The following is a 23,473-nucleotide window of genomic DNA, read 5'->3' as shown; positions in this document are numbered from 1 at the left end:
AGGTTTGAACAATGGCAGGAAAAATGAAGCATATTTTGCTTTCTTGTGGTTCCGGAATTGTTACTTCTACGATTGCGCGCAAGAAGGTAGAAGCCCTTCTCGATGAGCATGGCTATAAAGGTCAATATGAGATTACTCAGGTGCCGCTTGCCTCTGCTCCAGAAAAATCTAGGAATTATGACTTTATCGTTGCGACATCTATCGCTCCTACCGAACTGCATTGCCCTTACGTTAACGGCGTTCCTTATTTAATGGGTCGCGGTACAGAGGCTACAGATCAACAAATTCTTAAGCTAATGGAAGAATAAGATAATCCCATTGATCTAGGAAGGAAAAGACATGGAAGTTGTAATTGGGTTCTTCCAATTTATTTCAAAACTTGGCGTCTCTGTAATGATGCCAATTGTACTCACGATACTTGGTTGTATCTTGGGTGCAGGATTTGGTAAATCTTTGCGTGCTGGTCTTACTGTTGGCGTAGGTTTCATTGGTTTAAACCTTGTCATTAACAGCTTGTTGGGAACTACACTTTCTCCTGCAGTACAGGCAATGGTAAGTCGTTTTGGTCTTTCTTTGACTGTGGTCGATGTAGGTTGGCCTGCGGCAGCAGCAATTGCAATGGGTTCCACCGTTGGTATTATCATTATTCCTTTGGGTCTTGTGATTAACATTGTTATGCTGCTTACCAATACCACTCAAACGGTTGATGTTGATATTTGGGACTATTGGCACTTTGCTTTTACCGGAGCACTGCTTGCTATTGTTACCAATAACATTGCCTTTGGTATTATCGCTGCAATCCTAAACATGATCATTATTATGGTGCTCGGCGACTACACGGCTCCTTTGGTAGAGGAATCGTTAGGCATGCCTGGTGTCTCTTTGCCCCATGGTTTTACTACTGCTTATGCTCCCATTGCTATGGCTTTTAACTGGGTATTCGATAAGATCCCTGGCGTGAAGGATATTAATATCAATACCGATACACTTCAAAAGAAGTTTGGTGTCTTTGGCGAGCCTATTCTTCTTGGTACGGTAATTGGTATCGTTATTGGTTGCCTTGCTTACTGGAATCCTGCAAATGTTCAAGAGTCTATTATTGCGGTTCTTTCCCTTGGTGTGTCTCTTGGTGCAGTATTGGTTCTTATTCCAAAGATGGCAGCTCTTCTCATGGAAGGCTTACTGCCTATTTCTGATGCAGCCTCTAGCTTTGTAGAGTCTCGTTTCCAAAATCGTGGCAAGATCTATATTGGCCTTGACTCTGCTGTTGGTGTTGGACATCCCGTTACATTGGCAATTTCATTTGTATTAGTACCTCTTTGCATCTTCTTGGCAGTAGTTTTGCCTGGTAACAAAGTACTTCCTTTTGCTGACTTGGCAGTAATTCCTTGGATGTTCGTACTTATTACTCCAGTTGTACGCAATAATGGTTTCCGTGGCATTCTTATTGGTGTTATCGTTCTGATCATTGGCCTGTATATTGCTACCGATCTTTCCCCACTTATCACTCAAGCTGCTGCAAATGTACAGTTTGATATGGGTGGAGCTGCAGCAATTTCTTCCATTTGTGATGGCGCTAATCCACTTACTTGGCTTATTGTTCGCATTGGCTCTTTTGCAAACGGTATTGGTCTTGTTGTTGTTGCAGCAGGCGCGCTTGCTCTTGCCGTTTGGAATCGTGCAAGGATTATCAAAGAAGCTGCTGAGCTTCATGCATCCACTGAGCAGGAATAGCTCTGAAATATTGGAGCTATTCGTAACAGTGTTGTAAAAATCGGAGCTCATCATTCATTGAGGGGCTCCGATTTTATTAGGAGGAACATTGGAAAAGAAGTATACATATGAGGCACCGTTCTACTTTATTGAAGTCGTGCTAGTAGGAGTAGTGTGCATCGCAGTAATGATTATCTGCCTTGCTTTAGCACTCTTTTATCCAATACTTCCTCCAGGACTATTGGTTTTTATTGCTATCATCGCTTTTTACCAAGTTTGGAATACCTTTATTTCACTTTCTAATCCTGAGATCGTTACTCTGAGCGATTCAGAAATATCTTTTGCTGGCTTCAATAGAGTACACAGCTATAAGATCGATGAGCTTTCTACCTTTTTAGTTCGTCCATTTCCGAGTTCTGGAAAAACGTATATTCGTGTGAACAATCACACTATTTTTAAAGGTAGATATTGGGTTCCGACAAAGGTATTTTCTGATGGCAAAGAGCTTTTTGCTCAGATAAATGAACTGGATTATAAGATAAATCCAGACTCATTAAAGTCCCGTGCTCGTCGCGTAAATTCGGAATATATCAAGAATAAAAAAAGGAAGTAGCAAAATGTTTGAAAAGGAAAAACAAGAAATCCTAGATGCTGCCCTTAAGCTAGATCGGTATGGTCTTGTCGCGCTTTCTGGCGGTAATGTAAGTGCCCGCATGTCCAATGGCCTTGTTTTAGTTACCCCCTCTGGCATGATTTATGACGATATGACCTTTGAAGATGTTCTTGTTGTAGACATAGACGGCAATATTGTTGAGGGCACCCGTAAAGCTTCTGTCGATACGGAAGCACTTCTTTACATTTATAAAAAGATGCCTCAGGTTAACGCAGTAATTCACACGCATCAGCCCTATGCAACGGGATTAGGCCTTGTTATGGATGAGATTCCCTGCAATCTGTCTACGATGGCAAATGCTGTAGAGGGAACTTGTCATGTAGCCCAGTATGGTGATCCAGGAAGTCTTTCCATGGGTGTTGAAGCAGTAAAGGCAATTGGAGATAGGCTTGCCGTTGTGCTCAAACACCATGGGGTTATTGCCGTCGGTAGAGATCTGCGTCAAGCACTCTTTTCATGCGTGTATCTAGAGGAGGCTGCAAAAACCGTTTCTGTTGCACTTTCAACTGGTCTCCCTATGGCTGAAATGACTCAAGAGCAAATTGATGAAGCGGTTGCTGTGTTCCATAGGTACGGACAGCACACCTTAAACGAGCAGGATGCCCATAAGAAATAGTCCCCAACCTTTTGCATAAAGGAGAAATAATGCTGGTAAATCTTCGTGACATTTGTGCCATTGCCGAACAAAACAACATGGCAATCGCCTCTTTTAACACGCCAAGCCTTGAGGCAGTTCGCGCTGCCATTGATGCTGCCGAGAAAACCGGGTATCCCGTTATTCTGTCCCATGCACAAGGCCATGAACCTTTTGCTCCTCTTGATGCTATCGGGCCTGCTATGGTTGCGCTTGCAGAGCGTTCCAGTGCCCTTATCTGCGTACATTTGGATCATTGCGAGCAGCTTTCGTATATGCGCCGTGCTTTGGAAATGGGCTTTACGGGCGCTATGTTTGATGGTTCATATACTCCATATGAAGAAAATGTTGCCAACTCGCAGCGCGCAGCGGAAATGTGCGCTTCCTTTGATGCGGGTTTGGAATGTGAGCTAGGATCCATGGGTTCTCGTGAGGCTGGCTCTCGTGATGAGGGAGGTACTGCAGAGGAATCCGGTGCGGTATATACCAACCCAGCACAAGCAGAAGCGTTTATCAACAGCACAGGTTTGGATATTTTGGCATGCTCGTTTGGTACCGTTCACGGAATTTATAAGGGTGAGCCTCATCTTAATTTTGATGTACTTACAGATATTCGTAAGCGCGTGCGTACACCCTTGGTTATGCATGGTGGCTCAGGGGTGTCCAATGAGGATTACCATAAGGCTATTGATGCAGGTATTCGTAAGATCAACTACTACACCTATGGCGTAAAATTTGCAGCTGAAGCTGTTCGTTCACTGGTTGCAGAGCGTACGTCTCACAATAGTGACGCCATTGTCTATTGGCATGATATGACCACGGTAGCCTATGAGCGCCTTGTGGATGACTTTACCGATGTAGTAAACGTTTTTGCTAATGGTGCACAACCCCTTGCCTAAGGAGGCATGTATGAGTTCTATTGACACATCACTTTATACCCCTGAACTGGTCTTTTTTGATTTTGAGGCTACTGATTACGTAGATTTCTTCCAAAAGTTTTCTCAGATTATGATGGAGAAGGGCTATGTAAAGGACAGCTGGTGTGCTGCCATTACAGAGCGCGAGCGCACCTATGCTACGGGCCTGCTATTTGAAAACCTCCCCGTAGCAATTCCCCATGTAGATCCTCAGCACATCATTAAGCCTTACATTGCAATCATCAAGCCCAAGACCTCTATTAGTTTTGAGCCAATGGCCGGCATGGTAGATCATCCCATTGATACAAAGCTCATTGTTAATTTGGGACTTCTCAAACACGCAGAAGGCCAGGTAGAAGTGCTGCAGGCCATGATGGGCATGTTTATGGATGATAACGCGGTGGCGGACATTCTGTCTCAAACGACTGCTGAAGGAATGGTTGATTGCTTTAAACGACACGCCAATTAGTGATACGCTGTTATATTCATACACTAAACAAAGCGTTGAAAAGGAGCACTCATGGAACTTACTTCCTACATCGATCACACCAATCTTAAGCAAAATGCTACCGAGGCAGACCTTGCCAAGTTGTGTGATGAGGCAATGAAGTATCACTTTGCTACGGTTTCCATCAACACCTGTTGGACCGCTTTTGCGGCTAAGCGCCTTGAGGGCTCCGGTGTAGGCGTTACCAGCTGTATTGGTTTTCCGCTCGGTGCTGCCAATACTGCCGGCAAAGTTGCCGAGGTTAAGCAGGCAGTAGCAGATGGTACCGCCGAGATTGATATGGTTATTAACGTAGGTAAGCTCATTGACGGTGATGATGAGTATGTTATCAACGACATTAAGTCTGTTGTAGAGGCTGCTGATGGTCACCCCGTAAAGGTCATCCTTGAGTGCTGCCTGCTTACAGATGAGCAGAAGGTTCGTGCTTGTGAGGACTGCGTTGCTGCAGGTGCTGCCTTTGTAAAGACCTCTACCGGCTTTAGCACGGGTGGTGCAACTCTGGCTGATGTTGCATTGATGCGTAAAACTGTTGGCGATAAGTGCAAGGTCAAGGCTGCTGGTGGTATCCACAACCGTGCAGAGGCAGAGGCTATGATTGAGGCTGGTGCTGATCGTTTGGGTGTAAGCGCCTCCATTGCCATTGTGGAGGGTTAGGCTGCACAAGAGCCGTATCACGCAAAAGCTGCACTACGCAAAGTCAGCCTACATCAAGGCCAAACAACACACCAAGCACTACAACAAGACCCGTGCAGTTTAGCTGCACGGGTCTTACTCTAGCTATATTTACAGTACCTAGAAAGGCACGGGGTTGACCTCCGTATGCCCACTGTATTACGCGTGCTGCCTACGCGTGTTGCTCGCTTAGCTGAGAAGCAACCTGAGCACCCAAGGCAACGTTATTAAATACCAACTGAATGTTGGCCTCCAGGCTGGCACCGCCCGTGAGCTTTTGGATCTTATCAAGCAAGAAAGGTGTAATCTTCTTGCCGGCAATGCCCTTCTCGTCCATCTCTACAAGAGCTGCTTCTATGGTTGCGTTAATGGAATCCGCATCCATGGAGTACTGCTCAGGGATGGGGTTGGTAACCAACATGCCGCCGCCCAGGCCCAGTTCAGACTTGGTGTGGAAAATGCGCGCCAACTCAGCAGGGGTGTCTACGCGGTAGTCTACGCTAAAGCCACTGCTGCGGGTATAGAAAGCGGGCAGTTCGTCAGTTTGGTATCCAAAGACTGTGACGCCCTTGGTCTCAAGGTACTCACGGGTAAGGCCAAGGTCCAAAATTGATTTAGCGCCTGCACAGATAACCATAACAGGAGTCTGTGCCAGCTCTTCAAGGTCAGCAGAGATGTCCATGGTGGTTTCTGCGCCGCGATGTACGCCGCCAATGCCACCGGTTGCAAACACAGAAATACCAGCCAGATTGGCAACAATCATGGTTGCAGCAACGGTAGTTGCGCCGTCTGCACCTCGCTCAACCAAAACAGGGATATCACGACGGCTTGCCTTGGTAACCTCAAGGCCTTTCTTACCCAAGTAATCTATCTCATCTGCAGAAAGGCCGGCACGCAGCTTGCCTTCGATAATGGCAATGGTTGCGGGCACTGCGCCATTATCGCGAATAATCTGTTCTACCTGCAGGGCGGTTTCTACATTTTTGGGATAGGGCATACCGTGAGAAATGATGGTGGACTCCAGAGCAACTACAGGCTTGTTATTGTCCAGGGCATCTTGTACTTCGGGGGATACGACCAAATGCTTCTTTAAAGATTCTGCGTTCATAACCAGTTCCTTTCCATGGGCCCCATGATGAGGCATCGTTTGCGAGGATATAAAACAAGAGGATGCAAACCGTTGGTGCTAGGCTGTGCGTTCAGCTGCTTGTGCCATGTGTTCCAGCACCGCACTTTCCGAGATAGCCTTGCTAATGGTCTGGGAGCTTTCAATACAAAGTGCAGCTGTAGCCAAGCCAGCTTGGGCACATTTCTTGAGGCTAAAGCCTTTAAGCCAGCCCCAGGTAATAGCTGCCATCATAGAATCACCGGCGCCGGTGGTGTTGACCACCTTTGCTTTAAGCGGAGCCAGCTTAAAGCGCTCGTTTTTATCGGCAACCAACAGGCCATCAGAGCCAAGCGAGACAAACAGGCGCTCGATACCAAGATCCAAGAGCACGTCAATGGCAGCGTTGAGACTCTTTTTGTCCGTAATGGGCACACCGCTTAGCAGCTCTGCTTCAAGGCGGTTGGGCTTGAGGGTATGAATGTGGTTGAGCACACCCACAAGCTTCTCAGCTTTGGTAGTAGAAACTGGGTCGCACAACAGGGGGACCTTTACGTGCTCGGCCAGGAATTTGATGGATTCCGTGGGCAGATTGGTGTCAATAACACAGGCAGCACCGTGGTTAATGAGATCTATCTTGCCAGCAAGGTAGTCGGGAGTGAGCTTCTCGTAAATGTACATATCAGAGATTGCTAACTCCATATCTCCGGCTTCATTTGCGATAAACAAGTAGGTAGAGGTGCTTCCGCCAGAAACAATCAGGGCGTCAGTGATGTCTATACCTGCAGTACGGCAACGCTCTTGTAGGAAGATGGCGTTGTCATCATCACCAAATGCGGTTAAGAGCTTTACTTGGGCGCCCAACAGTGCCAGGTTATGCGCAATGTTGCGCCCGGCTCCTCCTGGGGAGGTGGTAACTATGCCAGGATTGGAGTCCTGAGCACGCAGGGGAGCGCAGGGTCTGCCAGCAATATCTAAATTTGCTCCACCTACAACGGTTACGTAGGGATCTTTGCGAACAATATAGCTGCGTCCTAAAATAGCGCCCTTGGTAGTGAGGTTGGAAATGTGTACCGCCACGGAAGATCGTGAAATACCAGCCTTTTGCGCCAACTCAAGCTGAGAAATATAGGGATTTTCTTCAATCCAACCAAGAATTTGCTGTTCTCGCTCGGTGAGTGGCTCCATATCCGTTCCTCCTTACTAAACAAGAGATTAGATATATAAACAAGAGATTAGTTCTTGAGCTTCAGTATAGGATGGAATGTATATCTGTCAAGGGTCATTTTTGAGTATTTCGCAAACGGCTGTTTGGAGGGGTCTAAACAAACACCTGTTTATGTAAAAATAGTAGGTATTAACAGGGTTTCTCAACATTTGTTGAGAAAAGACACCCCTTTTGTACTTGCTTTCTAAATAAGTGTTGGGATTACCGCTCACGGAATAAACATCCGTCTACCGACAGAAGCTTAGCTACCGCTCACCGGATTGTTATGCTTAACAAATATTAAGGAGAGACGACGGCCATCGTAAGCACATCGCAAGCAAGACTATAGGTACGGCTACGTAACAGCATAAGTAAGACTGCATAAAAACTACGGTCATGGTTATTTGTAGGTGAGTAATATGGCAAAGCGTGTATTTATCACTGTTTTAGACAGCTTTGGAATTGGCGAGGAGCCTGATGCGGCCGAGTATGGCGATGAGGGCAGCAATACGCTGTGCGCCTGTGCTACAAGCTCCTATTTTTCCATGGACAATCTGCGCGATCTTGGTTTGTTCAATATTGATGGTGCCCTCGAGTCTGTCTATGACACCAACATTGCTCCTATTGAGGCTCCAGCTGGCGCCTACATGCGTCTGCGTGAGGCTTCAAAGGGCAAGGATACTACGGTAGGTCATTGGGAGATTGCTGGTGTAATTTCACCTGAGCGCTTCCCAACCTATCCCGATGGTTTCCCCGCAGAGATCATAGAAGAGTTTGAGCATCAGACCGGTCGTAAGGTTTTGTGCAACAAGCCGTACTCGGGCACGGATGTTATTCGTGACTTTGGTGATCAAATGAAAGAGACTGGCTCTCTTATCGTGTATACCTCTGCGGATAGTGTTTTTCAGATTGCAGCACATGAGGACGTTGTTCCCTGTGAGCAGCTGTATGAGTATTGCCGTATGGCACGCAAAATTTTGGCAGGAAAACATGGCGTAGCTCGCGTTATTGCTCGTCCCTTTATTGGAGAGAACGGCAAGTACACCCGCACCTCGCACCGCCACGATTTTTCTTTGGAGCCCACCGGCACTACCATGATGGACGCCATTGTGGATGCAAATAAAGAGGTTATTGCTGTTGGTAAGATCGCGGACATCTTTGCTCACCGTGGAGTAACTGAGACTATTCCTACCTCTGGCAACCCCGAGGGCATTGAGCGCACTATTGAGCTGTTGGATCGTGACTTTGAGGGCCTGTGCTTTATCAATTTGGTAGACACGGACATGATTTATGGCCACCGCAATGACGTAGACGGGTATGCCAAGGCGCTTGCCTATTTTGACAAACACGTTCCCACTATGCTTTCTAAGCTGCGTGAGGATGACCTGTTTATGGTTGTGGCAGACCACGGGTGTGACCCAGTAACGCCATCTACAGACCATTCTCGTGAGTATGTGCCTTGGATTATTGCTGGTAAGAAGGTTAAGCCCAATACAAACTTAGGTACGAGCACTACGTTTGCAGATGTTTCTGCCACCGTTTTGGAATACTTGGGTATTCCCGTACTCGAGCAGGGCACGTCTCATTTGAGCGAAATCTTGGAGGGATAAGTAATGGCTACCCCAACCCCGCATAATGCAGCACATGAAGGTCAAATTGCTAAAACAGTGCTTATGCCTGGCGATCCTTTGCGCGCCAAGTATGTGGCAGATCATTACCTAGAAAACGTTGAGTGCTTTAATACCGTTCGTAACATGTTTGGTTACACCGGTACCTATAACGGCAAGCCCATCTCTGTTATGGGCGGTGGTATGGGCATTCCTTCTATCGGGATTTACTCCTATGAGCTGTATAACTTCTATGATGTGGATGCCATTATCCGCATTGGTTCTGCCGGCGGCTTGGCACCCCAAGTACAGCTTCGTGACCTGGTAATTGGTATGGGTGCTTGCACGGATTCCAACTACGCAGCACAGTACCGTCTGCCTGGCACCTATGCCCCCATTGCAGATTACGGGCTGCTGCGTCGTGCGGTAGAGTCTGCCGAGAAACTCGGCGTACCTACCCATGTGGGTAACGTGCTTTCCGCAGACGTTTTTTACAATGATGACCCAACGGTCAATGAGCGTTGGGCAGGCATGGGTGTCTTGGCTGTAGAGATGGAATCGGCTGGTCTCTACATGAACGCAGCACGTGCCGGCAAGAAAGCACTGTGTGTTTGCACCATTTCTGACCTACCGCTTACCGGCGCTTCTCTGCCGGCGGACGAACGCCAGACGAGCTTTACGCAGATGATGGAAGTCGCACTGTCACTTGCGTAAAAATAGTGGTACGTATTGTTATGCGCACGGATTATCGTGGCAAGAGTTTGGGTTTAGAGAAGGGAAATAAGGTATGTTGAACAAAAATCTTTCGCGCAGGGATTTTTTGGGCGCTTCTGCAGCTTTTGCAGTAACGCTTGGTTTGGGCGCATGTAGCAAGGGTGGCTCTCAGGGTGCCTCTGAGACCAAGTCTTCCTACAAGATTTCTATGATCACCGATACGGGCGGCGTCAATGACCAATCCTTTAACCAGAGCTCTTGGGAAGGCCTCAAGCAGCTTGAGAAGGATAAGGGCTGGAAGGTTAATTACCTTGAGTCCAAGCAGGAGTCTGACTACGCCTCCAACCTGGATAAGGCTGTAGACGATGAGGCTAACCTCATTTGGGGCGTTGGCTTTGCTATGGCAGATGCTGTAGCCGATGTAGCTGCAAAGAACAAGGATGTTCAGTTTGCCATCATCGACAACGCTTACGAGAAGCCCGTTGATAACCTGACCGGTGTAACCTTCCGCGCACAGGAGCCCTCCTTCATGGTTGGCTACATTGCAGCTCGCACCACCAAGACCAACAAGGTTGGTTTTGTCGGTGGCATTAGCGGTGTCGTTATTGACCAGTTTGATTATGGTTACAAGGCTGGTATTGCTTACGCAAACAAGGAGAACAACACCAACGTTGAGGTACTTACCCAGTATGCAGATTCCTTCTCTGACTCTGCAAAGGGCAAGGCTATTGCTTCCAAGATGTTCTCCGATGGCTGCGACATCGTATTCCATGCAGCAGGTGGCGTAGGCGCTGGCGTTATTGAGGCAGCTAAGGAAGCCGGCAAGTTTGCTATTGGTGTAGACCGTGACCAGGCATACCTCGCACCTGACAACGTACTTACCTCCGCACTTAAGAAGGTAGATAAGGCCATCATCGAGGTATCCACAGAGATCCAGGGTGGCACAAAGGGCGGCCGCAATATTGAGCTGGGCGCTGCAGAAGGCTGCGTAGGCATTCCTGAGGATCATCCTCACATTGACGATGCAGTATACAAGGCAGCTGTTGAGTTTGAAGGTAAGTTCAAGGATGGCAGCGTAGTACCTCCTATGAATAAGGAGAAGTACGACGAGTATGTTGCAGCTCTGTAAGTTGTAGCGCTGCTGAGTAAAACACGCGTACTACTGTGATGGGTGAGGGCGGCCCGGATTTGTGGGTGCCCTCACTTTTTTAGAAGTACGCAAGAGGAGTGTGTTATGGAAGCGAGTCACGATTACGCCGTACAGATGCACGGCATAGTCAAAAGATTTGGAGCTTTTACTGCTCTAAGCGGCGTTGACCTCGATGTAAAAAAGCAGTCCATTCATGCAATCTTGGGCGAGAACGGCGCGGGTAAATCCACGCTTATGAACATTTTATACGGTCTATACCAGGCCGATGCGGGCACTATCTTTCTTAACGGGAAGGAAGCAGACATCACCAACCCTACCAAGGCAATTAAGCATGGTATTGGTATGGTTCACCAGCACTTTATGTTGGTAGAGAATTTTACCGTTACCGAGAATATCGTGTTGGGTGATGAGGTATGTGGACCAGCTGGCGTGTTGGATATGAAGCGTGCCCGTGCTGAGGTTGCTTCCATTGTTGAGGAATATGGTTTTGAGGTAGACCCAGATGCGCGCATTGAGGACATTACCGTTGGTATGCAACAGCGTGTAGAGATCCTCAAGGCACTGTATCGTGGTGCTGACACCCTTATTCTTGATGAGCCCACCGCAGTGCTTACCCCTCAGGAGATTGAGCAACTCATTAAGATTATGCGTGATTTGGTAAGCAAGGGTAAAACCATCATTATCATTACGCACAAGCTTAAAGAGATTATGTCCTCGGCAGATGAATGTACCATCATTCGTCGCGGTGTTTATATGGGTACCGTTGATGTATCTCAGGTCACCGAGGACGAGCTTGCCTCTAAGATGGTTGGTCGCCATGTTAATCTTACGGTCGATAAAACCCCGGCTACGCCTGGCGACGTGGTCCTATCAATTCGTGACTTGCATGTAAACAACGAGCGCGGCATTGAAGCTGTTAAAGGCCTTAATCTGGAAGTGCGTGCGGGTGAGATTGTTGGCATTGCAGGCATTGATGGTAATGGCCAAAAAGAACTCGTAGATGCCATTGATTGTTTGATCAAGGCACAAAGTGGCACCGTTACCGTATGTGGTAAGGATATTACTAACACTACACCCCGTACGGTTATTGATACCAGCGTATCCACCGTGCCTTCTGATCGTCACCGCTGGGGTCTTGTTTTGCCCTTCTCGGTATCAGAAAACATGGTACTAGAGCGTCACGGCGAGGATAGCTTTGGTTCGGGCGTGATGCTTGACTACGCCAAGATTGACGAGTTTACGCACAAGCTTATTGATGAATACGATATTCGTCCTGCGAACTGCGAGCATTCGAGTGCAGGCGGCTTGTCTGGCGGCAACCAACAGAAGGTTATTATCGCTCGTCAAGTTTCCAGCAATCCTAAATTGTTGATTGCGGTTCAGCCAACCCGTGGTCTTGATGTTGGTGCTATTGAGTTTGTCCATAAGGCACTCATTCGCGAGCGTGACAGGGGTTGTGCAATTTTGCTCATCTCTCTTGAGCTTGATGAGGTTATGGACGTTGCCGATACCATTGCAGTTATCTATGATGGCGCTATTGTTGATACATTTGCACAGGGAACCATCACCGAGTCAGAAATTGGCCTTTTGATGGCAGGAGGTGCAAAATAATGGATACCCTCGTTAAGATTTTAAAGAAACCCATTACGGCAACAGTCTTAGCAATCCTCTTTGGATTTATTATTGCTGCGGTTGTGTTGGCAATTGCTGGGTATGACCCCATTGCTTCGTTTGGTGCGTTGTTTAATGGCGCTTTGGGCAAGCCCAAATATATTTCCAACGTCATTATTAAGGCAACCCCCATTATTCTGACCGGTGTGGCAGTAGCATTTGCATTTAAGACAGGTATGTTTAACATTGGCGCTGAGGGTCAGTACATCGTTGGTACTATTTTTGCCACCATTGTAGGCATTTCCCTTAATCTGCCAGCTGTTTTGCAGATTCCTCTGGTTATTTTGGCCGGTACTTTAGGCGGCGCTTTGGTTGGCGGGCTTATCGGATTTCTTAAAGCTAAATTTGGTATTCATGAAGTCATTACCAGCATCATGCTTAACTGGATTAGCTTGTATGCCTGCAATTTTGTGGTTAACACACAGACGTTCCACCAGCCGGACTCCACCAGCACGTTTCCTGTTAATCCTTCCAGCTTTACTATGATTCTTCCTAATTGGAAGCTTTCCGAGGCTGGTCAGGATGCACTGAGCGGCATTCCCTGGCTGTACGATATGCTGGTAAAGACCGATGTAAACCTTGGTATCATCATTGCAATCTTGGCCGCGATAGGCATTTCTTGGCTGCTCAAGCATACTAAAGTTGGATATGAGATGCGTGCGGTAGGCTTTAATCGCGATGCGGCGCTCTTCTCGGGCATTGGTGTAAACAAAAACATTGTTTCGTGCATGCTTATCTCTGGCGGTCTGTGCGGTTTGGCAGGTGCTCTTACCATTACCGGCATAGCTCCGCATAGCATTTCAATTTTGGCTGCTTTTGAGAATGCCGGCTTTAACGGACTTTCGGTGGCATTTATTGCTGGATCTTCTCCCCTTGGATGTATTCCTGCAGGGTTCTTGTTTAGTGGTCTTATTTACGGCGGACAGAGCGTCCAACAGATTATTGGTGCGCCTTCGGACATCATTAACATCATGATTGGCACCATCGTGTTTTTGATGGCTTTGTCGCAGGTACTGCCTATGATCATTAGCCGTATTGAGAAGAAGGGAGCAAGCAATGCTCACTAGTCTTCTACTGCTTATTGGCATCACGCTCATGTATTCTACGCCGCTGGTATTTGGTGCGTTGGGCGGCGTTATTTCCGAGCGCTCTGGCGTTGTAAACATTGGTATTGAAGGCATGATGATGGTGGGTGCCTTTACCGCAAGTGCCGTTAGTTACTTTACCGGCAACCCCTGGTTGGGCTTTATAGCTGCTGGTGTTGCGGGAGCAGGCATTGCTTTGCTGCATGCGGTTGCTTCCATTACCTTCCGTGCAGATCAGACCATTTCTGGTGTTGCTATTAACTTGTTGGCTCCCGGCATCGCTCTGTTTTTCTGCCGTCTGCTCTTTGATAACGCGGCAATGACGCCCCCTGTAGCCACGCTTCCCAAGCTGTTTGGTGATAGTGCCTTTGCGGGAACGCCCTTTGCTTCCTTTAATGTTGACGTTACGGTTGTGATGGGTCTTATCGCTGCGTTTGTTATGTGGTTTGTCTTCTATAAAACTAAGTGGGGCCTGCATATTCGTGCGGTTGGCGAGCACCCCGCAGCTGCCGATACCCTTGGCATCAATGTGGAGCTTACGCGCTATGTATGCGTTTTGCTCTCTGGTATGCTCGCTGGCTTTGGTGGCGCTTCGGTAACCTTAGCAATCGTTTCTCAGTTTACGCAGATCTCCATTAGCGGTCAGGGCTTTATTGCACTTGCTGCCGTTATCTTTGGTAAATGGAAGCCTCATGGTGCCTATGCAGCCTGTTTGCTTTTTGGTATGGCACAGGCGCTCACTATCATGCTGGGCGGCGGCGTTATTGCTGTTCCAACTCAGATCATGGCAATGCTTCCCTATGTGCTTACCATCATCATTCTTATCCTGTTTGTGGGTCGCTCTGCTGCTCCCAAGGCAGACGGTGTTCCTTACATCAAGGGCTCTCGTTAGAAGGAAGAGCGTACGCTCGTAAGGCAAGTGCGCTCGGCTTTGTTGCTGGGCGCACTTCTTGTTTATGGGCAGCTTATAGGCACGTTTATAAGAAGAAGGAGGAGGTATGGTTGACGATAAAACCCTGGTAGCAGAGGCAATTACTGCGCGTGAGCAGGCCTATGTGCCGTATTCTCAATTCTCTGTTGGTGCGGCATTGCTGGATGTTCACGGCAAGGTTTGGCATGGCTGCAATATTGAAAACGCATCCTATACGCCTACGAATTGTGCGGAACGCACGGCTTTTTTTAAGGCGGTTAGTGAGGGAGTTTTTGATTTTATTGCCATTGCCGTCGTGGGTGGCGCAGCAGGAAGTCCCATTTCTGATTGGTGTGCACCCTGTGGCGTTTGTCGCCAGGTTATGCGCGAGTTTTGTGATCCGCAGAGCTTCCGTGTGATTTTGGCACGTACGCCAGATGAGTACAAGGTCTACAGCCTCGCCGAACTGCTCCCCCAAGGCTTTGGTCCCGACAATCTAGAGCGCGCTGCGTGTAATCATGAGCATTACTAGGAGACTGATAGTATGAGGATGTACGATCTTATCGAGAAAAAACGTGATGGCAAAGAGCTGACCGACGAGGAAATTGCCTTCTTTGTCCAGGGATATGCTACGGGTGAGATTCCTGATTATCAGGCATCTGCTCTGTGCATGGCCATCTATTTCCAGGGCATGAATGCGCGGGAAACGGCCACGCTTACTATGGAAATGGTGCACTCCGGTGATGTGGTAGACCTGTCTGGGATTAGTGGCATCAAGGTGGATAAGCACTCTACCGGTGGCGTGGGCGATAAAACCTCGCTAGTTGTGGCACCTCTTGTGGCGTCGCTGGGCGTGCGCATGGCTAAGATGAGTGGCCGCGGCCTGGGACACACGGGCGGCACCTTGGATAAGCTGGAATCCATTCCTGGCTTGTCCGTTGCAATCGACTCCGAGCGCTTTGTGCAGATTGTAAATGAGGTTGGTGTGGCGATCATCAGCCAAACCGGCAATCTGGTTCCTGCGGACAAGCGCCTGTATGGCTTGCGCGATGTTACCGCTACGGTAGATAGCTTGCCACTTATTGCTTCGAGCATTATGAGTAAGAAGATCGCTGCCGGTGCCGACAAGATCTTGTTGGATGTTAAATGTGGCAGTGGTGCCTTTATGAAGACCGTAGACGATGCCATTGCTCTGGCAAAGGAAATGGTTTCTATTGGTGAAGAGGTAGGCCGTACGACGGTTGCCCTTATTACGGACATGGGGCGTCCTTTGGGTATGTGCATTGGCAATACGCTTGAGGTGGCAGAGGCCGCAACTACGCTCCAGGGCAAAGGGCCAAAGGATTTGACCGACATTTGTGTTGAGCTGGCGGCCAATCTTTTGTACCTTGCTGGCAAGGGCTCTATGGATAGTTGCCGCAATATGGCACGTGGCCAAATTGCCAACGGTGAGGGTTTTGCCAAGCTTAAAGAAATGGTGACAGCTCAGGGCGGCAACGCGGATCTGCTGGATAATCCCTTTGAGCTTTTGGTTGAGCCTCGTCAGTCGCGTGAGCTGCATTCCACTGCCGCAGGCAGTATTGTTGCCATGGATACCGAGCGCTGCGGCATTGCTTCCGTTGCCTTAGGAGCGGGCCGAGAAAAGAAGGAAGACTCCATAGATTACTCTGCCGGTATTGTGCTTGCTAAAAAGACTGGCGATGCCGTCCAGCCTGGTGATCTGTTGGCAACGCTATACGCTGCCAATGAGGATCTCTTGGATGCTGCCGAGAATATCTTTATGGATGCACTGGATATTCGTCAACAAAAAGCAGTGGAGGCACCTTTGTTCCATGCACGTGTTTCTCGCGAGGGTGTGGAGCGTTTTGACGTTTAACCTTGGCGTTTAATGTATCGGCACCAGTGCTGTAGGCATGGCTGGAGCTGCTTGGTCTATACTGGCAGTCATTCACATGGGTGGATGACTGCCTTTTATGTGGCATGCGAACCTGTGTTGTGGGTGCACGCCACAGTAAGACGTTGCGAGGGAGGACCATCATGCTTGCCGATTACCATGCTCATTCCGAATTTTCTGATGATTCTTGGTACCCTATGACGGACGTTTGTCGTGATGCTATTCGCCACAATATAGATGAGCTTTGCTTTACGGATCATGTGGACTATGGCATTAAATTGGATGTGGAGCAGTATCAAGCGGATCATTCTGCAGCACGTATGCATAAAAATCCAGACGGCGTGCTTGAGCCGTTGCTTAATGTGGATTATGAACGCTACTTTCCAGCAATAGAGGCAGTTCGTGAGCAGTTTGCACAGCTTGGGAGTGGGCGTCATCTGGGAGGCTTGACGATAAAAACAGGCTTAGAGTTGGGCGTCCAAACACAGTATATTGCTGAGTATCAAACACTTATGCGGCGCTATGCCAGCCGTATGGACTTTGCGCTGCTCTCTGTTCATCAGGTGGATAACCTGGAATTTTGGACCGGTGAGTTCATGGAGGGACGCAGCCAAGCAGAATACAATCAGACATATTATCATGAGCTTCTGAGCGTAGTTGAGAAGTTCAAAGACTATTCCGTGCTCGCACATCTCGATTTAATCAAGCGCTATGAACTTGAGTTGGTGGGCGCAGAGAATTTGTATCCCTTCGAGAATATCCGCGATATGGTAGCCGCAATTTTGGAGCAGGCGATTGCAGATGGAAAGGGCATTGAGCTTAATACCTCAAGCTTTCGCTATGGACTGCCTGATCTTACGCCCTGTACAGAAATTTTGGAACTGTATAGGGATTTGGGTGGACGCATCATTACCATTGGTTCGGATTCTCATAGAGAAAGCAATTTGGGTGCTTATATTGGCTTGGCTAAGAAGCGTCTTTTGTCCTTGGGGTATCAGCAGTATTGCACCTTCGATGCATGGGAGCCCGTGTTCCATTCACTTGAAGAATAAACAATGTACTTATATCTGCTCAACAAAGTAGCAACAAAAAACGGCTTGGAGAAACTCCAAGCCGTTACTCATGCTATGGTGCCCCCAACGAGACTCGAACTCGTGTTGCCGCCTTGAAAGGGCGATGTCCTAACCACTAGACGATGGGGACGAATGCGTAAGAAGTATAACAAATAAATGCCAAAAGTCCTACAAGAAAGCAAACTTTACCACTCAAAGCCATTATCGTGTGCAAAATTCTTTGCTTGGTTCACAAAGTCATCGTGCTCTTGTGCCCAGGTAATCAGATCCGGCGTGTCCATCAAAATGGGTTCAGCCTCTGAGCAGGCCATAGCAACTTCTTCAAAACTACCGCGGTCAAAGCTGGGCCTAATTGGCAAATACAGTTCTACATATATGGGCTTTATCAGCAAAAAGGAGCCAGCTTCGTAGGCGCGCATAAAACCCTGGAGGGCACGGCGGGCCGCACTCATGCGATCCAACTTGTAAAGCAAGATAATACGAGCAAGGGCAAACCAAGCATTGCTACGATGATGATAGCTTGCTTCCAGCGCTTCGAGTTGCTCCTCCAGCTCAAGACGAGCATATGCGAGTGCCAGCGTATATCGAGCACCAACATGATCTGCCTGGTCGCTGCGAATAAGGGTTTCACAGGTGCGTATAGCTTGAGAATAGCGCGCGGTTTCTAACATGGCGCGCGATGCTGCTGCACGAGCGCGCAGAGAAGGGCGCGCATAAATATTTTCCCACGCGTCAGAAATATACCGACGAGAAATTGACTTCACGGCATGAGAGTCGAGGAGCTCAAAAGTACGCTCTGGAGGATAATCCTCAGAGAGGATTTGCAGCGTTTTTGCATCGGTGCAGTGGGGATCCGTGGCCAAAATAGTTGTACAGGACTGGTTAATAAACGTAAGCCACTGTGTACGCTTTTGGTAAAAATCCTCATCCTCCAACCCTTCAAAAGCAGCATGTTTAACAGCAATGGTGTCCATTAACTGTACAAACATATAAAAGGCTCTGTCTTCAGCTGTGGTAATAAACTTTTGGGGATCTTTGCTAATGGCATCGTCAAGCTCTACTCCAGCAGCAATGGATAGAGGACCAAGGTCCTGCGCCTTTCTCGTCCTAATGCGCTCGAGAAGTTCATCCCATAGGTTCATTTATGCCTCACTCTTCAACAAATCTTCTGCACGTCTTGCAAGCCAATTGCCCAACGGACCATGCGCTCCGTCGTCGCATCCTTCTTGCAGCAAGACGCTTGCTTCAGAAACGGCTAGGGTAAGCTCATCTTCGCTAAAGGGTCGTACAGAAATCCGACAAAACACACCATCGGGTAGTTCATCTTGACGCATGAGAACGGCGGCTGCCTGTGGATAGCTGCTCATAAGCTCATGCAAAAAGAGCTCCGCTGCTTGAATATCTCGGCGTTTATAGGCCAGAGCAATGCGGGCCAGAAGCATCCACGCATCTTCATGCGCAGGATCGCCTAAGCGCAGAGTGCACAGTGCAATGGACTCCAGCGCCTGCTCATCCTCGAGTTTGGCATATACTAACGCCGCGGTATACCGCGCCCCTGACCTATCTTGTGGGTCTATGTCCAGCAGCTCTTGCAAGAGATCCGCAGCAACACGATACCGTCCACAAATGAGGGCACGAACAGCCAGCGTTGCTGCCCAACGTATATAAGGACGCATGGCCAGCTCTCTTGCAAGCTCTTCATCGAGTATGGTGTGACCGCACACTGCGTCACGAGCAGCCTCACAGTCAGATCTTACTTGGTCAAGGCGGTCTTTGAGAAAGCGATAATAGGCCTCAAAGCTGGGGCAGCGCGATGCCGCCAACATGCGTTGGGCATCGTGGCAGTTTTTATCCAGCGTGGTTGCCTCATTGAGCAAGTCATGGGCGGTATTGATGATTTTCTCGGCAGTATTTTCATCCGAGAAGGGCAGGCGGTAGTCAATGAGGGATGCTGCTTCTGCAACCAAATGAAAGGCACGTTCAGAGTCCGTCTGGGGCAGGGAGTGGCGGTTCTGAGTATAGGCACGCTTGAAGTCGGCGATGGCCTTGGTGGCAGCATCGGTATCTGACCAGTTTAAGGTTTTGGCAAAGCAGAGGCTCATGCGTTGATAGTCTTCTGTCCAGGGATCATACGACATGGTGGCCTCCTTTGCTTTGATACACACGCTCTGTTTGACGGCTTCCATACTACCCAAAATAGCCGTGCGTCACAGGAGCTACAGCTGCTGTGTCTACAAGGGTATCGGTGGGCGCATAACGGCTCTGTAGGCACACTGCAACAGCAACATAAGGGTACTGTATAGAATGACTAGTAAATAGTAGTCATTTACAGGTTCTAAAGCAATAAATGTATAAAATATGCTTTGAAATGAATAAATTTACCGGAATATTTCGAGATTTTATGGAGGCGAGGGGCTATACTAGAAAGTAACGGATTCCCAAAAAGTTGGCTGCACAAAGCTTGTGGCCCAAAAGGAGGAGAAAATGGGACGTTTTACTAATCCGCGCGACTTGTACTTTGGAGAGGGTGCACGTCATGAGGTAAAGAACTTCAAGGGTTCTCGTGCAATGATCGTTTCTGGTGGCAGCTCTATGCGCCGCGGCGGTTTTTTGCAGGACATTGAGGCAGATCTTAAGTCTGCTGGGTTTGAAGTTGCTTTCTTTGAGGGCGTTGAGTCTGACCCATCTGTAGAGACCGTTATGAAGGGTGCTGCTGCTATGGTAGAGTTCCAGCCTGACTGGATCATTGCTGTTGGTGGTGGCTCTCCTATCGATGCTGCTAAGGCTATGTGGATCAAGTATGAGTATCCCGAGACTACCTTTGAGCAAATGTGCGTAGTATTTGGTCTGCCAGAGCTTCGCCAGAAGGCCCGCTTCTGTGCAATTTCTTCTACCTCTGGTACCGCCACCGAGGTAACCGCTTTCTCTATCATTACTGATTACGAAAAGGGCATTAAGTACCCCATTGCAGACTTTGAGATTACGCCTGATGTTGCCATCGTAGACCCTGAGCTTACCTATTCTATGCCTGCAAAGCTTTGCGCTCACACCGGTATGGATGCTCTGACACACTGCATTGAGGCCTATGTTTCTACCGTTGCTTCTATGTATACCGACGGCAATGCCCTTCATGGTATCCGCGAGATTACCGAGTGGTTGCCTAAGTCTTACAAGGGCGATAAGGAAGCTCGTCAGCACATGCACGATGCTCAGTGCATTGCTGGTATTGCCTTCTCTTCCGGACTGCTTGGCATCGTACACTCCATGGCACACAAGACTGGTGCTGCATTTAGTGGCGGCCACGTCATTCATGGTTGCGCAAACGCTATGTATCTTGGCAAGGTTATTCAGTTTAATGCCAAGGATGAGCGTGCAGCGCAGCGTTATGCCTTTGTAGCTAAGGAAATTCTGCATCTTGAGGGTGCTACCAATGAAGAGCTGGTAGCTGCTTTGGTACAGTATATCCGCGATCTTAACGACAAGCTGGATATTCCTCAAGGCATCAAGAACTACGGCGAGGGTGGCACCAAGTCCGAGACTTCTATCATTGATGAGGCAGAGTTCCTTGAGAAGCTCCCCACTATTGCCGCTAACGCAATTGATGATGCTTGCACCGGCTCCAATCCTCGTAAGCCCACGCAAGAAGAGATGGAACAGCTTCTTAAGTGCGCATACTATGACCTGCCTGTTGAGTTCTAAGGTGCACTTGTTTATTACCTGCTCGAGTGCAAGCGTATAAGCCTGCAGCGACAGTAAAAGCGTAAAGGGTATTCGGAAAAACCGTTTACCTTTTACGCTTTATTCTTGTGCATAAGCGGGTAGACTTACCAACTAAGCAGCCTTGTAATTACGAACAAAACTCGTGAGGTTATATGTCTAAACGTGACAGCGCTCTCTTGGAAATTCTCACTCGCCGTAAGCGTATAGAAGTATCTGAGCTTTCGGAGCTTCTTAACGTTTCTAATGTAACCATTCGCAAGGATTTAGATGCGCTTCAAGCACAAGGCTTAGTGGTGCGTGAACATGGGTTTGCGTTGCTTGCCAATCCCAATGATGTAAATGGGCGCCTTGCCTATCACTATACGGAAAAACTCCAAATTGCTAAGCGCGCAGCGCAGATGGTGTCGGATGGGTCAACCATCATGATTGAAAATGGCAGTTGCTGTGCTTTGCTGGCACGCGAGATTGCAGCAACCAAGCACAATATCACCATCGTCACCAACAGCACGTTTATTGCTACCTATGTGCGTGATTTTCCCTCTATCAACACCACGTTGCTTGGAGGCTTTGTTCAGCCAGATTCACAGGTCGTCGTAGGTCCTTTGGTGCGCCTGTGTGCTCGTGAGTTTTCTGTAGAGCATCTCTTTGCTGGAACCGATGGCTGGTCTCGCACTATGGGCTTTACCAACTCCGATCAAATGCGCGCAGAGTCGGTACGCATCATGGCGGAATCTGCCAATGAGGTCATTGTGCTCACGGAGTCCGAGAAATTCTCGTCCACAGGAGCCGTTCCTCTGCGCATCCAAGATAGACCTCTTACTGTTATTACGGACAATCAGATACAGCTCGAATATAGAGAACAAGCGCAGCAGTTGGGGCTTGACGTCATTTGTGTATAGCGTAATGTGAGGCCTTCTCGCTGACACACAAAGCGCATTTGCGCAGTTCGCATATGGTACTACATACAGCTTAAAGCAAATTATAAGAAACTATTTTTGCATCTGGGCAAGAATAGTTTCTTTTTTATTAGACATAAGCTTAGATATGACCCTGTTTACCTGCTGATAAATCACTGATATACCACTGAAGCCTAAAATGCTTATGTTCGGAAGTAATATTGTTATGAACGAAGCTATATAGTATACTCTACAAAGTTTTCACGGGATACACATATCCCGCACACACTAAGGAAACGTTTAGGATTGGAGGTAGTCAGTGGTCGGTATTGTTCTTGCAAGTCATGGTGGGCTTGCAGAAGGCGCCTACGCTTCCGCAAAGATGATCTTTGGCGAACAGGAAGACGTGGCACTTGTTTCACTTACTCCCGATATGGGACCAGAGGACTTTAAAGAGCGTTTGCAAACGGCTGTATCATCCCTCTCCAACCAAGACAATATTTTGTTTTTGGTGGATCTCAAGGGTGGTACTCCCTACAACCAAACAAGGACGCTGCTTGACGAGAAAAAGCAGGAGGACTGGGTGCTTGTCTCTGGCCTGAGTCTGCCCATGCTCTTGTCGGCATTTGATTCTCGTGATGCAGCACGTGCACGTGAGATTGCTGCCATCGTTGCCAATGGCGCTACGAGCGGTGTGAGCATCATTCCCGAGGAGCTCAACGTAGTGGTTTGCGCTGTTCCCGAGAAGACTCAGGATACAGGCAGCACGGCTCTTAAGCCTGGCACTGTGATTGGCGACGGCAAGATTAAAACCGCGCTGGTTCGCATTGACTCACGCTTGCTGCATGGTCAGGTGGCAACGGCGTGGACCAAGCAGGTAACCCCCACTCGTATCATTGTCGTTTCTGATGGTGTTGCAAAAGATACCATGCGCAAGACTCTTATCACCGAGGCAGCACCACCAGGGGTGCGCGCCAACGTAATTCCCGTAAGCAAGCTTATTGAGATCTGGAACGATCCTCGCTTTGGCGGCACCAAGGCCATGTTTTTGTTTGAAACTCCTCAAGATGTGGTTCGCGCGCTTGAGGGCGGCGTTGAATTTGAGGCTGTCAACTTTGGTTCTATGGCTCACTCTGCGGGCAAGGTCTTGCTTAATGACACTCTGTCCGTCAACAAAGATGACGCCAACGCTATTAAGTACTTGCACGAGCATGGTCTTAAGCTTACGGCACAAAAGGTGCCTTCCGATAAGCCCCAAAATGTGTGGGACCTTGTCGTTAAAGCTGGTTTAGATAAGTAAATCCCCCGGATAAGAAAAAGGAGG

The 23,473-nt window shown here is 48.3% G+C and carries 23 protein-coding genes and 1 tRNA gene; 19 read left to right on the top strand and 5 right to left on the bottom strand.

Features of this window, described 5'->3' with window-relative positions:
* Window positions 1-11: 11 nt before the first annotated feature.
* The 7 genes from HMPREF1091_RS00370 to deoC all read left to right on the top strand — a co-directional run bounded on the left by HMPREF1091_RS00370 (window position 12) and on the right by deoC (window position 5,099).
* Entirely contained in the window at window positions 12-308 is a 297-nt protein-coding gene (locus HMPREF1091_RS00370) for a PTS sugar transporter subunit IIB (protein ID WP_002562844.1), read from the top strand.
* 31 nt (window positions 309-339) lie between these two features.
* Window positions 340-1,734, top strand: coding sequence for a PTS galactitol transporter subunit IIC (locus HMPREF1091_RS00365; protein ID WP_002562843.1), 1,395 nt, complete (start codon window positions 340-342; stop codon window positions 1,732-1,734).
* Window positions 1,735-1,822: 88 nt separating this feature from the next.
* The gene (locus tag HMPREF1091_RS00360; RefSeq protein WP_002562842.1) at window positions 1,823-2,326 is read left to right on the top strand and encodes a hypothetical protein; all 504 of its coding nucleotides are present in this window, start codon (window positions 1,823-1,825) and stop codon (window positions 2,324-2,326) included.
* 4 nt (window positions 2,327-2,330) lie between these two features.
* Window positions 2,331-3,002, top strand: a complete 672-nt coding sequence (locus HMPREF1091_RS00355; protein WP_002562841.1) for a class II aldolase/adducin family protein — start codon at window positions 2,331-2,333, stop codon at window positions 3,000-3,002.
* A 29-nt stretch (window positions 3,003-3,031) separates the two neighbouring features.
* Window positions 3,032-3,919 carry a class II fructose-bisphosphate aldolase gene (locus tag HMPREF1091_RS00350; protein WP_002562840.1) on the top strand — a complete coding sequence of 296 codons (888 nt, stop codon included), beginning with the start codon at window positions 3,032-3,034 and terminating at the stop codon, window positions 3,917-3,919.
* A 10-nt stretch (window positions 3,920-3,929) separates the two neighbouring features.
* Window positions 3,930-4,406 (top strand): PTS sugar transporter subunit IIA, encoded by a 477-nt coding sequence (locus tag HMPREF1091_RS00345; protein WP_002562839.1) that lies wholly within the window; start codon window positions 3,930-3,932, stop codon window positions 4,404-4,406.
* A gap of 51 nt (window positions 4,407-4,457) precedes the next feature.
* On the top strand, window positions 4,458-5,099 hold the full coding sequence (gene deoC / locus HMPREF1091_RS00340) for a deoxyribose-phosphate aldolase (RefSeq protein ID WP_002562838.1): 642 nt from the start codon (window positions 4,458-4,460) through the stop codon (window positions 5,097-5,099).
* A 190-nt stretch (window positions 5,100-5,289) separates the two neighbouring features.
* Here deoC and HMPREF1091_RS00335 read toward each other — a convergent pair whose 3' ends face one another.
* Together HMPREF1091_RS00335 and HMPREF1091_RS00330 are read right to left on the bottom strand one after the other, a co-directional pair.
* Window positions 5,290-6,225, bottom strand: a complete 936-nt coding sequence (locus HMPREF1091_RS00335) for a pseudouridine-5'-phosphate glycosidase (protein WP_002562837.1) — start codon at window positions 6,223-6,225, stop codon at window positions 5,290-5,292.
* Window positions 6,226-6,303: 78 nt separating this feature from the next.
* Window positions 6,304-7,410, bottom strand: a complete 1,107-nt coding sequence (locus tag HMPREF1091_RS00330; protein ID WP_002562836.1) for a PfkB family carbohydrate kinase — start codon at window positions 7,408-7,410, stop codon at window positions 6,304-6,306.
* 438 nt (window positions 7,411-7,848) lie between these two features.
* On the opposite strand from HMPREF1091_RS00330, the gene HMPREF1091_RS00325 reads away from it, so the two are divergent.
* The 9 genes from HMPREF1091_RS00325 (at window position 7,849) to HMPREF1091_RS00285 (ending at window position 17,512) form a co-directional block, all read left to right on the top strand.
* Window positions 7,849-9,039 (top strand): phosphopentomutase, encoded by a 1,191-nt coding sequence (locus tag HMPREF1091_RS00325; RefSeq protein ID WP_002562835.1) that lies wholly within the window; start codon window positions 7,849-7,851, stop codon window positions 9,037-9,039.
* A gap of 3 nt (window positions 9,040-9,042) precedes the next feature.
* Window positions 9,043-9,750, top strand: coding sequence for a purine-nucleoside phosphorylase (gene deoD, locus HMPREF1091_RS00320; protein WP_002562834.1), 708 nt, complete (start codon window positions 9,043-9,045; stop codon window positions 9,748-9,750).
* A gap of 73 nt (window positions 9,751-9,823) precedes the next feature.
* Entirely contained in the window at window positions 9,824-10,879 is a 1,056-nt protein-coding gene (locus tag HMPREF1091_RS00315) for a BMP family ABC transporter substrate-binding protein (protein WP_002562833.1), read from the top strand.
* A 105-nt stretch (window positions 10,880-10,984) separates the two neighbouring features.
* A complete protein-coding gene (locus HMPREF1091_RS00310) occupies window positions 10,985-12,511 on the top strand; it encodes an ABC transporter ATP-binding protein (RefSeq protein ID WP_002562832.1) in 1,527 nt (508 codons plus the stop codon).
* Window positions 12,511-13,638, top strand: coding sequence for an ABC transporter permease (locus HMPREF1091_RS00305; protein WP_002562831.1), 1,128 nt, complete (start codon window positions 12,511-12,513; stop codon window positions 13,636-13,638). The genes HMPREF1091_RS00310 and HMPREF1091_RS00305 overlap by 1 nt, the downstream gene beginning before the upstream one ends.
* Window positions 13,628-14,548, top strand: a complete 921-nt coding sequence (locus HMPREF1091_RS00300) for an ABC transporter permease (protein ID WP_002562830.1) — start codon at window positions 13,628-13,630, stop codon at window positions 14,546-14,548. The genes HMPREF1091_RS00305 and HMPREF1091_RS00300 overlap by 11 nt, the downstream gene beginning before the upstream one ends.
* Window positions 14,549-14,654: 106 nt before the next feature.
* On the top strand, window positions 14,655-15,098 hold the full coding sequence (locus HMPREF1091_RS00295; protein WP_002562829.1) for a cytidine deaminase: 444 nt from the start codon (window positions 14,655-14,657) through the stop codon (window positions 15,096-15,098).
* A 12-nt stretch (window positions 15,099-15,110) separates the two neighbouring features.
* Window positions 15,111-16,442, top strand: coding sequence for a pyrimidine-nucleoside phosphorylase (locus tag HMPREF1091_RS00290; RefSeq protein WP_002562828.1), 1,332 nt, complete (start codon window positions 15,111-15,113; stop codon window positions 16,440-16,442).
* A gap of 161 nt (window positions 16,443-16,603) precedes the next feature.
* Window positions 16,604-17,512, top strand: coding sequence for a histidinol-phosphatase HisJ family protein (locus tag HMPREF1091_RS00285; RefSeq protein ID WP_002562827.1), 909 nt, complete (start codon window positions 16,604-16,606; stop codon window positions 17,510-17,512).
* A 76-nt stretch (window positions 17,513-17,588) separates the two neighbouring features.
* Here the strand turns inward: HMPREF1091_RS00285 and HMPREF1091_RS00280 are convergent.
* The 3 genes from HMPREF1091_RS00280 to HMPREF1091_RS00270 all read right to left on the bottom strand — a co-directional run bounded on the left by HMPREF1091_RS00280 (window position 17,589) and on the right by HMPREF1091_RS00270 (window position 19,671).
* Window positions 17,589-17,663, bottom strand: a tRNA-Glu gene (locus tag HMPREF1091_RS00280).
* 55 nt (window positions 17,664-17,718) lie between these two features.
* Window positions 17,719-18,675 carry a hypothetical protein gene (locus HMPREF1091_RS00275; RefSeq protein WP_002562826.1) on the bottom strand — a complete coding sequence of 319 codons (957 nt, stop codon included), beginning with the start codon at window positions 18,673-18,675 and terminating at the stop codon, window positions 17,719-17,721.
* Window positions 18,676-19,671 (bottom strand): tetratricopeptide repeat protein, encoded by a 996-nt coding sequence (locus HMPREF1091_RS00270; RefSeq protein ID WP_002562825.1) that lies wholly within the window; start codon window positions 19,669-19,671, stop codon window positions 18,676-18,678.
* Window positions 19,672-20,017: 346 nt separating this feature from the next.
* Between HMPREF1091_RS00270 and HMPREF1091_RS00265 the strand changes: the two genes are divergently transcribed.
* The 3 genes from HMPREF1091_RS00265 to HMPREF1091_RS00255 all read left to right on the top strand — a co-directional run bounded on the left by HMPREF1091_RS00265 (window position 20,018) and on the right by HMPREF1091_RS00255 (window position 23,449).
* Complete coding sequence (locus HMPREF1091_RS00265) at window positions 20,018-21,232, top strand: iron-containing alcohol dehydrogenase (protein ID WP_002562824.1); 1,215 nt, start codon at window positions 20,018-20,020, stop codon at window positions 21,230-21,232.
* Window positions 21,233-21,405: 173 nt separating this feature from the next.
* Window positions 21,406-22,152, top strand: coding sequence for a DeoR/GlpR family DNA-binding transcription regulator (locus HMPREF1091_RS00260; RefSeq protein ID WP_002562823.1), 747 nt, complete (start codon window positions 21,406-21,408; stop codon window positions 22,150-22,152).
* 316 nt (window positions 22,153-22,468) lie between these two features.
* Complete coding sequence (locus HMPREF1091_RS00255; protein WP_002562822.1) at window positions 22,469-23,449, top strand: PTS sugar transporter subunit IIB; 981 nt, start codon at window positions 22,469-22,471, stop codon at window positions 23,447-23,449.
* Window positions 23,450-23,473 lie beyond the last annotated feature (24 nt).

The organism is Atopobium minutum 10063974, assembly GCF_000364325.1.
GTDB classification, from domain to species: domain Bacteria; phylum Actinomycetota; class Coriobacteriia; order Coriobacteriales; family Atopobiaceae; genus Atopobium; species Atopobium minutum.
Note: the sequence above shows the minus strand (reverse complement) of the source record. Positions and strands in the feature narration are given on the sequence as shown.